Consider the following 13,670-nt stretch of genomic DNA (forward strand, 5'->3'; position numbering starts at 1 on the left):
AGGTTTAACAAAACTTTTTCTTTGCACATAGAATTCCTTCTCTGGAGTATTCATTTAAAGAGGGGGAATTTTAATTGAATTTTGTAATTGATAAATTGGAGGGTTTACATGTAGAATTTTCAAAGCTTGTTTCCATGATGAATTACGCTCGCTATACAACAATGCAAGCAGTGGAAAGTTTAACAATTGAAGAACTTGATTATTTATATGATAAGGAAGCAAATTCAATTGGCATGTTATTGTATCATATGGCTGCTATTGAATTTTACTACCAGATTCATACTTTTGAAGACCGTGAACCAACGGAGGCTGAATTAGAACGCTGGTTACCTGGCATTGAATTAGGCGATCTTGGGCGTGAGAAAATAAAAGGAAACGCTATAGAATTTTATATAAATACATTACAAGAAGTACGTTCCAAAACAATCGAGACTTTTCAATCGTTATCTGATGAATGGTTATTTAAAACGACAGACTTTTGGTATGACAAACCAGCAAATAACTATTTTAAGTGGTTTCACGTTTTTGAAGATGAAATCAATCATCGTGGACAAATTCGTTTAATTAAAAAGATGCAAAAAGCTCATGCAGTAAAATGAGGAAATGCCACCGAATAAGGTGGCATTTTCTTTTATTCATTAACGAATAGCTTTTCGTTTACTATTTTAGTGACTACCACTACCAACATTAAAATGCATATTAAATATAGCATTTTCGCAATAAACAACCACCCTTGAAACATTACAATTCCATCTATTATCTCATTTCCTTTCCATAACAAAAACGGAATTGTGCTGATTATAATGACAAATTCGATGCTGAAAACAATTTTCTTTTTGGGGCTATATGCTTTCCATTCATTCCAGCGATACATAGGAGCAAAAATCAATACTCCTATACATAATATAACTGGTACCCATTCACTGTTAAGAAATTGTCCTGAAATAACTGATAATAGTAAACAAACTAGCACACCATAATATCCTATTTTTTCTCTCATTCGTACTCCCCCATTCTACTTCTCCTTTAATATGTAACTTGCTATACTTATAACAATTCTTAGAAAAATAACAACTATAATTACAAGATAAAGACCGTTTGCAGAAGACATCCATTCTTGAAAAATAGACATTTTCTCCATTTGTTTCTGACCCTCTATTAAAATAACCCCTGCGAACAATGAGCAAACAACGATGATACCTATCATAATTCCAATGCTTTTCTTATTATGTTGTTTCATGTCATCCCATCGGTATAACAGTATAAAAACAAACCCAAAAGGAGGGATGATACTTATCCATTCATTGTTTGTAAATAGATTTAAAATGATTAATAGACTACAAGAAATAATAAATCCCCAAAAACCAATTTTTTGCACATACGCCTCCTCTAATTCCATTTTTAGGATTAATTGTATTGTATCATCCATTTTTATTCTTACCATTACAGTACATGAAATTTCACTTCTTTCTGTTTCTTATACTCACATACTTTCCCTACTTTCATACAATAAACTACACGATTGCCTAAGGATGTGAATGTTATGGGAGTTGAATTAACTCTGTTGCACGCTCTCTATATTCTTTGTTTACTCACTATTATTACCTTTTTTATTCTCCGGAAAGATACGACGATTATTTGTATCGTTTTCATCTTTTTATTAGCATTAACCGCTACAAGCTCTATCCCTCTTGCTATTAGCAGTATTTTTCAAAGTTTCATTTACGCCATCACTGAGCTATTACCAACTATATTAATCATCTCCATTATCGTATCAATGAGCAATCTACTCGTTCATACCGGCATAAATGATACGATGATTTCACCATTTACAAAGATGATTCGTACACCTACCCTCGCCTACTGGATTATCGGCCTTTTGATGATGACAATTTCTTTCTTCTTTTGGCCTTCTCCCGCTGTCGCCTTAATGGGAGCTATTTTATTACCGGTTGCTGTACGCGTCGGTCTCCCCCCAATTGGAGTAGCAATTGCTATGAACTTATTCGGTCATGGGATTGCTTTATCCGGCGACTTCGTTATACAAGGCGCACCAAAATTAACCGCAGACGCTGCTGGTCTCCCTGTTTCCAGCGTCGTATCTGCAAGTGTTCCACTCGTTATCGTTATGGGCGTTGTGACAACTTCCGTCGCTTTTTTCTTCTTACGAAAAGAGTTTCATACAGGCTTAGCTATACAAGAATCTATTCTATCAACTGAGTCTTCTAAAACGCTCACTTCATTATCTCCTCGCACAAAGAAATGGCTCGCTATTTGTATCCCTATCGTATATATCATTGATATCCTTTGCATGATTCAATTTCAACTACAAGGAAGCGACGCAACTGCACTTATCGGCGGAACAACCGTTATTATGATTATCATCATTTCTCTCATCGCCTACAAAGGTAATGGACTGAATAAAACGACCGATTATTTCATAGAAGGGCTCCAATTTGGCTTTAAAATTTTCGGACCAGTTATTCCAATTGCTGCACTTTTTTATTTAGGAGATAGCGGCTTTGCGAAAATTATCGGGGACTATTTACCGAAAGGTTCACACGGAATCATTAACGACTTAGGAATCGCCTTATCTCAAACTGTTCCTTTAAATCAATATGTATCGGCAGGGACATTAACTATCGTTGGTGTCATTACCGGCTTAGATGGATCAGGATTTTCCGGCATTTCACTTGCTGGTTCAATTGCAAATCTTTTCGGAACAGCACTTGGTCACGGAACAGCTACATTAACAGCACTCGGGCAAATTGCAGCAATCTGGACCGGGGGCGGGACGTTAATTCCTTGGGCACTTATTCCTGCTGCTGCGATTTGTAAAGTCGATCCATTTGAACTTGCACGCCGAAACTTTTTACCGGTTGCTATCGGTTTAATTGTCACCACGATCGTTGCGATGTTTATCCTATAACGTAAGCAAGTGTTCTCTTGCTTACGTTTTTTGCTTGTAAAATTCATCATGAATTATCAGTTTTCAAGAGGGATTCGTTATTACTTAGCGAAATTATATTAGGAGAGTAATTATTTCAAAACGTTTACGAGAAACAGATTACTGCAATTAGAAAAGGGGACATACCTATGAATGAATTGATTTTCGTCTTATTAATTTGTCCATTATTTATCTTTATCGTATCTGTTATTGGAACATGCAAAACGAAAACGTATTACGTAATGCCGATTGTAACGTTTGCTAGTTTTTTAATAATAGGTGTTATCGCCTTTACTCCAAAATTTTTCTTTTGGGTTGGCATGTATAGCATCTTCTCATTTATTGTTTCTTATATGACGCTATTGTTTGTGAAAGGATATGAGGTTGCTGAAAACGCTAAATAGTTGTTAGCAAGGAGACAGGAATATGATTTTCTTTGATATTGATGGAACTTTACTTGATTATGAGGCTGCTGAAAGAAATGGTATTATAGATTTTTTTCAAATATATAATACTATTTTTTCAGGCAATGAATTAGAGGCAACGAAAGTCTGGCATGAATTATCAGAAGAATATTTCAAAAAATTTTTATCCAGGGAATTATCTTTTCAAGAACAACAAGTAATGCGAATGTATCATTTATTTAAAACATATGGAGTAAACCTATCACCCAAAGAATCTCAGCATAGATTCAATCAATATATAGAACTATATAAGAACAACTGGACCGCGTTTGAAGATGTACACTATACATTACAGAACTTGCAGCAAGGCGGTCACTCATTAGGTATCATTAGTAATGGTGACTATGAACAACAAGTCGAAAAATTAACTGCCCTAAACATTTTAAAACATTTCAAATATATATTTACTTCTAGTGAACTTGGTATATCGAAACCAGATCCTGAAATTTTTCACAGAACCGTATTACAATCGAACCTTGAAATGAAAGATTGCTATTATATTGGCGATCGATTAGAGACTGATGCGATTAGTAGTACAGCAGCTGGGATGCAAGGGATATGGTTAAATCGAGATAACTCACAACTCAAGTACGATATTCCTACTATCTGTTCTTTACATGAAGTTTTAACAATAATATAAAAAGACAACCGCGTTCCCCCGCGGTCGTCTTTTTTCGTGTTACGCTGTGATCCAAGCTTCGTTAGCTGGATTTTTACGCCACTCTTGTAATTTTTTCGTTTCAGCTTGTCCAATCATACCTTTTTCTGCTGCAACTTCAGTTAATGCACTGTAATCACTTAAAGAATATGATGCTACGTTAGCTGCTTCTAGCTTTTCTTTTCCTGCTTCTAGCTCGTATGTGAAGATTGATACGATTCCTAATACTTCACAGCCAGCTTCGCGAAGTGCTTCTACACATGTAATTGCACTCCCGCCAGTTGAAATTAAGTCTTCTACTACTACAACTTTTTGACCTTTTTCAGCTTTTCCTTCGATCTGGTTCCCTTTACCGTGTCCTTTTGCTTTACTACGTACGTAGCACATTGGTAAATCCATACGATCGCTTACCCATGCAGCGTGCGCAATACCAGCAGTTGCTGTTCCTGCAATAACTTCTACAGTTGGGAAGTGCTCTTTAATTAACTCTTCTAATCCAGCTGCAATCGCTTGACGTACTTTTGGATAAGATAAAGTTAAACGGTTATCACAATAAATTGGTGATTTCATACCTGAAGACCATGTGAATGGATCATTCGGTTGTAAAAATACTGCTCCAATTTCTAATAAATGCGATGCGATTTCTTTTTTCATACTGTTACACCTTCCCACTGTTGTTTTACTGTTTTATACGCTTCAAGCGGATTTTCTGCTTTTGTAATACTACGTCCAACTACGATGTAGCTTGAGCCAAGTTCCCTCGCACGTTTCGGTGTTGCTACGCGCACCTGGTCATTTACATCATCGCTTGCAAGACGAATCCCCGGTGTTACTGTTACAAATTCATTTCCGCATACTTCACGTAATTTTGGAACTTCAAGCGTTGAGCAAACAACGCCATCAAGTCCACTTTCTTTCGTTAGTTTTGCATAATGAGCAACCGCTTCTTCTAACGTCTTCTCAATGCCGATCTCTTTTTTCATCATAGCTTCCGAAGTGCTTGTTAGTTGTGTAACTGCAATACAAATCGGTCTCTCTTTTCCTTCTTGCTTACCTTCCTCTAATCCCTCAATCGCAGCTTTCATCATGCTGCTTCCCCCAGCAGCATGAACATTTACCATATCAACATCTAGACTAGCTAGGCTATGCATAGCGCTTTTTACTGTATTCGGAATATCATGAAGTTTTAAATCTAGAAAAATCTTATGTCCTTTTTCTTTTAAGTACGTAATAATTGCAGGGCCTTCTTTGTAAAATAACTCCATACCAACTTTGACAAATAACTCTTCCCCTTCAAAGTGGCGCAAGAATTGTTCTACATCTTGTTTCCCTGGAAAATCTAGTGCAACGATTAACGACTGTGACATGTTTGCTTCCAGCTCCTTCCTTGACATTCCGAAATGTGATCAAATCCTAATTCATCTAGTAATGCTGGTAACTCTTCAATAATTGTCGGACATACGAACGGATCGATAAAGTTCGCTGTACCTACTGCAACTGCGCTTGCGCCAGCGTAGAAGAATTCAATTACATCTTCCGCTGTTTCAATACCACCCATTCCGATAATTGGAATGTTAACCGCTTGGCTTACTTCATGTACCATACGAATTGCTACTGGCTTAATCGCAGGACCTGATAATCCACCTGTACGGTTTGCTAAAATTGGTTTAGCTGTTTTTAAATCTAGACGCATACCAAGCAATGTATTAATCATCGTTAAACCATCTGCACCTGCATTTTCAATCGCTTTTGCAATTTCCACTATGTTTGCCACGTTCGGTGACAACTTCACGTATACAGGTACTTCAGAAACCTCTTTTACTCGCTTCGTTAAATCAGCAGCAATTTCAGGATTTGTACCAAAGGCGATACCACCTGTTTTTACGTTCGGACAAGAAATATTTAATTCTAGTGCATGGACATTAGGCGCTTTAGAAATTTCCTTTGCAACCGCTACGTAATCCTCAGCTTGTGAGCCTGCAACGTTCGCAATGATTGGAAGGTCAAATTGTTCTAACCATGGTAATTCAGAATTCATTACTTTTTCTAACCCTGGGTTTTGAAGTCCGATTGCATTTAACATGCCGCCTGGTGTTTCAGCAACACGAGGCGTTGGATTTCCATAACGTGGTTGTTCTGTCGTCGCTTTAATCATGATTGATCCTAGTACACTTAAATCGTAAAACTGTGCATATTCACGACCAAATCCAAAGCATCCAGATGCCGGTATAATTGGATTTTTTAATGATAATCCTGGTAATTCAACTTGCAATCTGTTCATAGTACAACCTCCCCGATTGGAAATACTGGTCCGTCGCTACACACCTTCTTGTAAGAATGTCCACTTGGATCTTCTTGTAAATGGCATACACATGCGAAACAAGCTCCAATACCGCAGCCCATACGCTCTTCTAATGAAATATAGGCTTTTTTCTCTTTGTAACGTCCTTCTAATGCACGAAGCATCGCTAACGGACCACATGAATAAAGAATGTCAAAGTCAATTCCGTAATTATCAATTACATCTGTGACAAATCCTTTTGTACCGTGTGTACCGTCTACTGTCGCAACGTACGTATCACCAAGTTCTGCAAATTTTTCTTCATAGAAAACTACATCTTTCGTTTGAAAACCTAAGATGTGAATTACACGTACACCTTTTGCAACGAGGCGCTGTGATAGTTCATAAAGTGGTGGTACACCAATTCCCCCGCCTACTAATAAAGCTGTTTGACCAGCTTCTGCTTCTTCTACAGGAAAACCGTGTCCTAATGGTCCTAGTACATCTACCATTTCACCTTGTTTTCTAGTTGCTAATGTTTTTGTCCCTTGTCCTTCGGCACGATATAGCATTGTAAATTCGTTCTTCTCTTGATCTACATTACAAATACTAATTGGGCGGCGCAGAAGGGGCGCAATGCCCTCTGCTACCTTAATGTGTACAAACTGCCCTGGTTCGTTCATTTGCTGTACTAACGTTCCTTGAAGCACTAATTCGTAAATGTTTTTTGCGATTTCTTTTTGGTTAACGACGATCATATTTTGCTTTTGCATCATGCATGTACCACCTCGTGACGCTTTGTTTGCGTAATTTCTTTCATTGAATGAGCTGAGAATGTCATAGATTCTAATACTCGTAAGATTGCTCTCGTTGTATCAAGTGATGTTAAGCAAGCCACACCATTTTCTACTGATTCACGGCGAATGCGGAAACCATCACGCGCTGGTTGTTTGCCTTTTGTTAATGTATTGATTACAAACTGTGCTTTTCCTTGACGGATAATATCAAGTAAGTTATAGTCTTCAGAATCAATTTTGTTTACCACTTGCACTGGAATATTTTGCTCTGCTAACGATTGTGCTGTTCCAGCTGTTGCTAATAAGTTATAACCAATTTCGTGGAAACGTTTTGCAATTTCCATTGCCTCTTCTTTATCTTTATCCGCTACAGTAATGATTACTGATCCGTGCGTTGGGATGTTAATTCCAGAAGCAACTAATCCTTTATATAATGCTTTTTCAAGCGTTAAGTCTTTACCCATTACTTCCCCTGTTGACTTCATTTCAGGTCCTAATGTTGTATCAACTGAGCGTAGTTTCGCGAACGAGAATACCGGTGCTTTTACATATACTTCTTTCTCTTCTGGGTGATAGCCAGTTCCGTATCCTTGCTCTACTAGGTCTTGACCTAAAATAACTTTCGTTGCAACATTCGCCATCGGTACGCCCGTAATTTTACTTAAGAACGGTACTGTACGACTCGCACGTGGGTTTACTTCAATTACGTACACTTGATCTTTGAATACTACAAACTGGATATTTAGTAATCCAACAATGTTTAAACCTTTTCCAAGTGCAATTGTATGTTCAATGATTTGTTCTTTTAGTTTTTCAGATAAGCTTTGTGGTGGGTATACTCCAATTGAGTCACCAGAGTGAACTCCAGCGCGTTCAATATGTTCCATAATACCTGGAATGAATACATTCTCACCGTCTGAAATTGCATCTACTTCAATTTCTTTACCTACCATGTAACGGTCGATTAATACAGGATGCTCTGCATGAACTTTAACTGCATTTTTCATGTAGTGCAGTAGTTCTTCTTGACGATATACGATTTCCATCGCACGTCCACCTAGTACGTAAGATGGTCTTACTAATACTGGGTAACCAATTTCTTCAGCAATTGCTACCGCTTGTTCTACAGTTGTTGCTGTTTTACCAACTGGTTGCGGGATACCTAATTGTGTTAATGCAGCTTCGAATTTATCTCGATCTTCTGCACGGTCTAAATCTTCAAGTGATGTTCCTAGAATTTTCACACCGTGTTCTTCTAATTTCGCCGCTAAGTTAATTGCCGTTTGTCCACCGAACTGAACGATAACACCTTCTGGCTTTTCTAAATCAATGATGTGCATTACATCTTCGATTGTTAATGGTTCAAAGTATAATTTGTCAGAAATACTGAAGTCTGTTGAAACTGTTTCTGGATTGTTATTAACAATGATTGCCTCATATCCAGCTTCTTTAATCGCCCATACAGAGTGAACTGTTGCATAGTCAAACTCAACACCTTGACCGATACGGATTGGTCCAGACCCTAGTACAACCACACTCTTACGATCTGTTATAACCGATTCATTCTCGTCACCATATGTGCTGTAGTAGTAAGGTGTTGCAGATTCAAACTCTGCCGCACAAGTATCTACCATTTTATAAACAGGAGTCATATTGTTTTCTTTACGCATATCGTAAATTTCACGCTCTGTTTTGTTCCAAGCAGCTGCAATGTAGTGATCACTGAAGCCCATTTCTTTCGCAGCTTGTAGTACTTCCATATTTCCTACATTCGCTTTTACTTCGCGTTCCATGTTTACGATGTTTTCAACTTTTTGTAAGAAGAAGAAGTCCATTTCACACCATTCGTTAATTTCTTCTTTCGTTACACCTTGACGAATTGCTTCTGCTACAATAAACAGTCGCTCGTCATCTGCTTTAATGATGCGTTTTTTCATTGTTTCTTTATCAAGTTCTTTTAAATGGTCTAATTCTAAGTGATAAACACCAAGTTCTAAAGAACGAACTGCCTTTAATAACGATTGTTCTAAGTTACGTCCGATTGACATAACCTCACCAGTTGCCTTCATCTGTGTTCCAAGCGTTCTGTTCGCTGATTCAAACTTATCAAATGGCCAACGTGGAATTTTTGAAACGACATAGTCTAATGCTGGCTCGAAGCAAGCGTATGTTTTTTGCGTTACTGGGTTTATAATTTCATCTAATGTTAAGCCAACTGCAATTTTCGCTGCTAATTTTGCAATTGGATAGCCAGTTGCTTTAGATGCTAGTGCAGATGAACGACTTACACGTGGGTTCACTTCGATTACATAGTATTGGAAGCTATGTGGATCTAGTGCAAGCTGAACGTTACATCCACCTTCAATTCCTAGTGCACGAATAATTCGTAATGAAGTGTTACGTAACATTTGGTATTCACGGTCACTTAATGTTTGGCTCGGTGCTACAACGATTGAATCACCTGTGTGAACCCCAACTGGATCGATATTTTCCATATTACATACTACAATCGCGTTATCATTCGAATCACGCATTACTTCATATTCAATTTCCTTACAACCGGCAATGCTCTTTTCTAATAAACATTGTGTTACTGGACTATGTTTCAATCCGCCTGATACGATTTCAATTAGTTCTTCTTCATTACTACAGATTCCACCACCTGTTCCTCCCATTGTAAATGCTGGGCGAACAATAACTGGATAACCAATTTCTTTTACAAATTCATGTGCTTCTTCCAGCGTATGAATAATCGTGCTAGATGGAATTGGTTCATTTAAATCCTGCATTAATGTACGGAATAAATCACGATCCTCCGCTTGCTCGATTGCTGATAATTTTGTTCCTAAAATTTCAACTCCACACTCTTCAAGTATGCCTGATTTCGCAAGTTCAACAGCCATATTTAAGCCTGTTTGACCACCTAATGTTGGTAAGATTGCATCTGGACGTTCTTTACGAATAATGCGGCTTACGAATTCTAATGTTAATGGCTCGATATATACTTTATCTGCTGTTGCAGTATCTGTCATAATTGTTGCTGGGTTAGAGTTAACAAGGATTACTTTGTAACCTTCTTCTCTAAGAGATTGACAAGCTTGTGTACCAGAGTAATCAAACTCTGCTGCTTGCCCAATTACAATTGGTCCTGATCCGATTACTAAAATTGTGTTAATGTCTAGGCGTTTTGGCATAACTCTTCCCCTTCTTTCTTGAAGTTTTCGATCATTGCTAAGAAATCTTCGAATAAATCATTTGCATCTTCTGGTCCTGCAGAAGCTTCTGGATGGTATTGTACTGTAAATGCTGGGAACTTCGTATGACAAAGACCTTCTACTGTTCCATCGTTTAAAGCAACATGTGTAATTTCAAGGTCTGTATTTTCAACTGATTCTTCTTCTACTGCGTAACCATGGTTTTGAGATGTAATTGCTACTTTTCCAGTTGCAAGATTTTTTACTGGATGATTTAAACCACGGTGACCAAATTTCAACTTACTTGTATTTGCACCTGATGCTAGAGCGAATAACTGATGTCCTAGGCAAATTCCGAATAAAGGAACTTTACCGATAATGTCTTTTAACATTTCAATTGCTTCTGGTACATCTTTCGGGTCTCCAGGTCCATTACTTAACATAATTCCATCTGGACTAAGGCGTAAAATCTCTTCTGCTGTTGTGTTGTAAGGAACTACAATTACATCACAGTCACGCTTATTTAATTCTCGTAAAATACCATGTTTCATACCGAAGTCTACTAGTACAACTCGGTGGCCACGACCTGGGCTTGGGTATGGATCTTTCGTTGATACGCGTTTTACATGATCTGTAAATACTGTCGCTTTTAATTGGCTCACAATGTACTCTACATCTGCATCCATGTTACAAAGGCGTCCGCGTAATGTACCGTATTGACGAATTTTTCTCGTTAATTTTCTCGTATCAATTCCTACTAATCCTGGGATGTTTCTTTCTTTTAAGTAATCATTTAACGAAATTTCATTACGGAAATTTGATGGGTGATCACAAATTTCGTTTACGATTAAACCATTTACAGATGGGTGAATCGATTCAAAATCGTCACGGTTAATGCCGTAGTTTCCGATTAATGGGTACGTGAATGTTACGATTTGACCGCAATATGATGGATCAGATAATGTTTCTTGATATCCAGTCATTCCTGTTGTAAATACAACCTCACCTGACTTTTCGATTTCGCCTCCGAAACCTGTTCCAATTAATACTGTTCCATCTTCTAAGATAAGTTGTCTTTTCATACTAATGCACTCTCCTTTTGCCATGCGATCTTACCACCAACGATTGTCATTACCGGCCATCCTTGGCATTTCCAACCTGCGAATGGTGTATTTTTTCCTTTTGATAAGAATGTTGTTGGATCAATCTCTTCTTCTTGTTCTAAATCAATGATTGTAATATCAGCTGCTCTACCTTCTTTTAGGCGACCTGCTTCTAAGCCGAATGTATCAGCTGGCTTTTCTGTTAAGAATTGAATTAACTGTTCTAGCGTAATAACTCCCTTTTTCACAAGGTTTGTGTATAGAAGCGGGAATGCTGTTTCAAAACCAGTAATTCCGAATGGTGCTCTTTCAATTCCTTGTGCTTTCTCTTCCGCTGTATGCGGTGCATGGTCAGTTGCAATCATATCGATTGTTCCATCTAATAAACCTTCAATTAATGCTGCATGGTCTTCTTTCCCACGAAGCGGTGGGTTCATTTTAAAATTAGGATCAGCTGATGGGATATCATCTTCACATAATACTAAGTGATGCGGTGTTACTTCTGCTGTTACTTTAATTCCAGCGCGTTTCGCATCACGGATTACACGTACAGAACCTTTCGTACTTACGTGACATACGTGATAGTGACAATCTGCTGCTTCAGCAAGCAATATATCCCTTGCAATATGTACAGATTCACATACTGATGGGATACCGTTTAATCCGTGTTTCTCAGAAAACTTCCCTTCATGTACACAACCTTTATTAATAAGCGTATTCTCTTCACAGTGCGCAACTACTGCCATATTTAATTTTGCTGCACGTTTCATAGCCGCTAACATCATGCTCGCATCTTGTACGCCTACGCCGTCATCTGTGAAAGCAAATGCTCCAAGTTCTTTTAATGTTTCGAAATCTGTCATTTCAGAACCAGCTTGACGTACTGTAATTGCTCCGTATGGTAGTACGTTAACATGAGCTTTTTCTTTAATACGTTTTTGCAAGTCTTCCATATGTTCCCTGCAATCTGGTACTGGGCGTGTATTTGGCATTGCGCAAATTGTAGTGAATCCACCTTTTGCCGCTGCTAGTGTACCTGTTTCAATTGTTTCTTTATGTTCACCACCTGGCTCACGAAGATGTACGTGTACATCTACTAATCCAGGTGCGATTAACTTTCCGTTCACATCGATTACTTCAGCATTATCTGCCGTAATATTTTCTGCTACCTTAGCGATTTTACCGTCTTGTACGAGAAGATCTGTTGCTACGATTTTTCCTTCTTCATTCATATAACGACCATTTTTAAACAAATAATTCATGTTTCATTCCTCCTAATACATTTGGTAAGGCGCGTTTTAGTACAGCCATTCTTACGTAAACTCCATTTTCCATTTGTTTAAATATGCGTGAACGCTCACACTCAACAAGTTCACTTGCAATTTCAACATCACGGTTTACTGGAGCTGGATGCATAATAATGCTTCCTTCTTTCATACGTTTTTCTCTTTCCACTGTTAATCCATGTTTCTCATGATACTCTTTCATAATGTCTGTTTCATAATGATCATGACGTTCATGTTGTACACGCAGTAACATCATTACATCCACTTCTGGAACAAGTTCATCTAATGGTTTGTATGTTCCAAATGTGTTGTCTTCATCTTTCCACTCTTCTGGACTTGCAAAGTAAATTGTTGCACCAAGCTTCGTTAATGCTTCTGCATTAGAACGTGCTACTCGGCTATGACGAACATCTCCTACTATTGCAATCTTCAAACCTTCAAATCTTCCAAACTCTTGTTGAATTGTAAGAAGGTCGAGTAGGCACTGCGTTGGGTGGTTTCCACATCCATCTCCAGCATTTAAGATCGGGATATTCACCTGATCTTTTAGTTCATCGAAGTAGCGATCTTGCTCATGGCGGATGACCACTGCTTTTGTTCCGATTGATTCCAGTGTTCTTATCGTGTCGTATAAAGTTTCTCCTTTTTGTACGCTAGATGCATCAGCTGAAAAGTTTAAAACATCTAGTCCTAATCTCTTCTCAGCAACTTCAAAGCTAAATCTCGTTCTCGTACTATTCTCAAAGAACAAGTTTGCAACAAAAGTTTGCTCTGTCGTTTTGCTCTCTTTTCCATTCGCAAAATCTTCTGCGTCCTTTAGGATTTCTGAAATTTCTACTTCCGATAATTCACTCATCGTTAACAAATGGCTCATCGTCATCCCTCATCTTTCTGATTTTTATGTTACCACTTTTGCATATTTATAACAACCTTTGTATAA

Annotated in this window: 14 protein-coding genes; 4 read left to right on the forward strand and 10 right to left on the reverse strand. The window is 38.0% G+C overall.

Annotated elements, in window-relative coordinates; genetic code table 11:
• The first annotated feature begins 74 nt into the window (after positions 1 to 74).
• Positions 75 to 599, forward strand: coding sequence for a DinB family protein (locus AC241_RS19135; protein ID WP_016080505.1), 525 nt, complete (start codon positions 75 to 77; stop codon positions 597 to 599).
• A gap of 32 nt (positions 600 to 631) precedes the next feature.
• On the opposite strand, the gene AC241_RS19140 is transcribed toward AC241_RS19135, so the two are convergent.
• Positions 632 to 1,000, reverse strand: a complete 369-nt coding sequence (locus AC241_RS19140) for a YoqO family protein (RefSeq protein ID WP_016080504.1) — start codon at positions 998 to 1,000, stop codon at positions 632 to 634.
• Positions 1,001 to 1,015: 15 nt separating this feature from the next.
• Entirely contained in the window at positions 1,016 to 1,399 is a 384-nt protein-coding gene (locus tag AC241_RS19145; protein ID WP_080990897.1) for a YoqO family protein, read from the reverse strand.
• A 144-nt stretch (positions 1,400 to 1,543) separates the two neighbouring features.
• Here AC241_RS19145 and AC241_RS19150 point away from each other — a divergent pair, with 144 nt between their 5' ends.
• From AC241_RS19150 to AC241_RS19160, 3 genes are all read left to right on the forward strand, one after another.
• Positions 1,544 to 2,929 carry a hypothetical protein gene (locus AC241_RS19150; RefSeq protein WP_050844458.1) on the forward strand — a complete coding sequence of 462 codons (1,386 nt, stop codon included), beginning with the start codon at positions 1,544 to 1,546 and terminating at the stop codon, positions 2,927 to 2,929.
• A 167-nt stretch (positions 2,930 to 3,096) separates the two neighbouring features.
• Complete coding sequence (locus tag AC241_RS19155) at positions 3,097 to 3,351, forward strand: YbeF family protein (RefSeq protein ID WP_029443127.1); 255 nt, start codon at positions 3,097 to 3,099, stop codon at positions 3,349 to 3,351.
• A gap of 22 nt (positions 3,352 to 3,373) precedes the next feature.
• Positions 3,374 to 4,051: an HAD family hydrolase gene (locus AC241_RS19160; protein ID WP_000575793.1), complete on the forward strand. Its 678-nt coding sequence runs from the start codon at positions 3,374 to 3,376 to the stop codon at positions 4,049 to 4,051.
• A gap of 39 nt (positions 4,052 to 4,090) precedes the next feature.
• Here the strand turns inward: AC241_RS19160 and pyrE are convergent, their stop codons facing one another.
• The 8 genes from pyrE to pyrB are packed head-to-tail and all read right to left on the reverse strand — an operon-like array spanning position 4,091 to position 13,604.
• Positions 4,091 to 4,723, reverse strand: coding sequence for an orotate phosphoribosyltransferase (gene pyrE / locus AC241_RS19165; protein ID WP_000711449.1), 633 nt, complete (start codon positions 4,721 to 4,723; stop codon positions 4,091 to 4,093).
• Complete coding sequence (gene pyrF, locus AC241_RS19170; protein WP_029443128.1) at positions 4,720 to 5,436, reverse strand: orotidine-5'-phosphate decarboxylase; 717 nt, start codon at positions 5,434 to 5,436, stop codon at positions 4,720 to 4,722. The genes pyrE and pyrF overlap by 4 nt, the downstream gene beginning before the upstream one ends.
• Positions 5,421 to 6,350 carry a dihydroorotate oxidase B catalytic subunit gene (pyrD, locus tag AC241_RS19175; protein WP_001081057.1) on the reverse strand — a complete coding sequence of 310 codons (930 nt, stop codon included), beginning with the start codon at positions 6,348 to 6,350 and terminating at the stop codon, positions 5,421 to 5,423. Before pyrD ends, pyrF begins: the two co-directional genes overlap by 16 nt.
• Positions 6,347 to 7,126: a dihydroorotate oxidase B electron transfer subunit gene (pyrK, locus tag AC241_RS19180; RefSeq protein ID WP_000983359.1), complete on the reverse strand. Its 780-nt coding sequence runs from the start codon at positions 7,124 to 7,126 to the stop codon at positions 6,347 to 6,349. The genes pyrD and pyrK overlap by 4 nt, the downstream gene beginning before the upstream one ends.
• A complete protein-coding gene (carB, locus tag AC241_RS19185) occupies positions 7,123 to 10,341 on the reverse strand; it encodes a carbamoyl-phosphate synthase large subunit (RefSeq protein ID WP_029443130.1) in 3,219 nt (1,072 codons plus the stop codon). The genes pyrK and carB overlap by 4 nt, the downstream gene beginning before the upstream one ends.
• Entirely contained in the window at positions 10,326 to 11,423 is a 1,098-nt protein-coding gene (locus tag AC241_RS19190; protein ID WP_050844459.1) for a carbamoyl phosphate synthase small subunit, read from the reverse strand. The genes carB and AC241_RS19190 overlap by 16 nt, the downstream gene beginning before the upstream one ends.
• Positions 11,420 to 12,706 (reverse strand): dihydroorotase, encoded by a 1,287-nt coding sequence (pyrC, locus tag AC241_RS19195; protein ID WP_016080487.1) that lies wholly within the window; start codon positions 12,704 to 12,706, stop codon positions 11,420 to 11,422. Before pyrC ends, AC241_RS19190 begins: the two co-directional genes overlap by 4 nt.
• The gene (gene pyrB, locus AC241_RS19200) at positions 12,690 to 13,604 is read right to left on the reverse strand and encodes an aspartate carbamoyltransferase (RefSeq protein WP_029443131.1); all 915 of its coding nucleotides are present in this window, start codon (positions 13,602 to 13,604) and stop codon (positions 12,690 to 12,692) included. The genes pyrC and pyrB overlap by 17 nt, the downstream gene beginning before the upstream one ends.
• Positions 13,605 to 13,670 lie beyond the last annotated feature (66 nt).

This window comes from Bacillus thuringiensis (genome assembly GCF_001182785.1).
GTDB lineage: Bacteria > Bacillota > Bacilli > Bacillales > Bacillaceae_G > Bacillus_A > Bacillus_A thuringiensis_S.

Excerpts from the sequence above, each read along its gene's own strand:
- AC241_RS19140 (WP_016080504.1), bottom strand. The coding sequence starts at position 1,000 with ATGAGAGAAAAAATAGGATATTATGGTGTGCTAGTTTGTTTACTATTA.
- AC241_RS19145 (WP_080990897.1), bottom strand. The coding sequence starts at position 1,399 with ATGGAATTAGAGGAGGCGTATGTGCAAAAAATTGGTTTTTGGGGATTT.
- AC241_RS19150 (WP_050844458.1), top strand. The coding sequence starts at position 1,544 with ATGGGAGTTGAATTAACTCTGTTGCACGCTCTCTATATTCTTTGTTTA.
- AC241_RS19155 (WP_029443127.1), top strand. The coding sequence starts at position 3,097 with ATGAATGAATTGATTTTCGTCTTATTAATTTGTCCATTATTTATCTTT.
- AC241_RS19160 (WP_000575793.1), top strand. The coding sequence starts at position 3,374 with ATGATTTTCTTTGATATTGATGGAACTTTACTTGATTATGAGGCTGCT.
- pyrE (WP_000711449.1), bottom strand. The coding sequence starts at position 4,723 with ATGAAAAAAGAAATCGCATCGCATTTATTAGAAATTGGAGCAGTATTT.
- pyrF (WP_029443128.1), bottom strand. The coding sequence starts at position 5,436 with ATGTCACAGTCGTTAATCGTTGCACTAGATTTTCCAGGGAAACAAGAT.
- pyrD (WP_001081057.1), bottom strand. The coding sequence starts at position 6,350 with ATGAACAGATTGCAAGTTGAATTACCAGGATTATCATTAAAAAATCCA.
- pyrK (WP_000983359.1), bottom strand. The coding sequence starts at position 7,126 with ATGATGCAAAAGCAAAATATGATCGTCGTTAACCAAAAAGAAATCGCA.
- carB (WP_029443130.1), bottom strand. The coding sequence starts at position 10,341 with ATGCCAAAACGCCTAGACATTAACACAATTTTAGTAATCGGATCAGGA.
- AC241_RS19190 (WP_050844459.1), bottom strand. The coding sequence starts at position 11,423 with ATGAAAAGACAACTTATCTTAGAAGATGGAACAGTATTAATTGGAACA.
- pyrC (WP_016080487.1), bottom strand. The coding sequence starts at position 12,706 with ATGAATTATTTGTTTAAAAATGGTCGTTATATGAATGAAGAAGGAAAA.
- pyrB (WP_029443131.1), bottom strand. The coding sequence starts at position 13,604 with ATGAGCCATTTGTTAACGATGAGTGAATTATCGGAAGTAGAAATTTCA.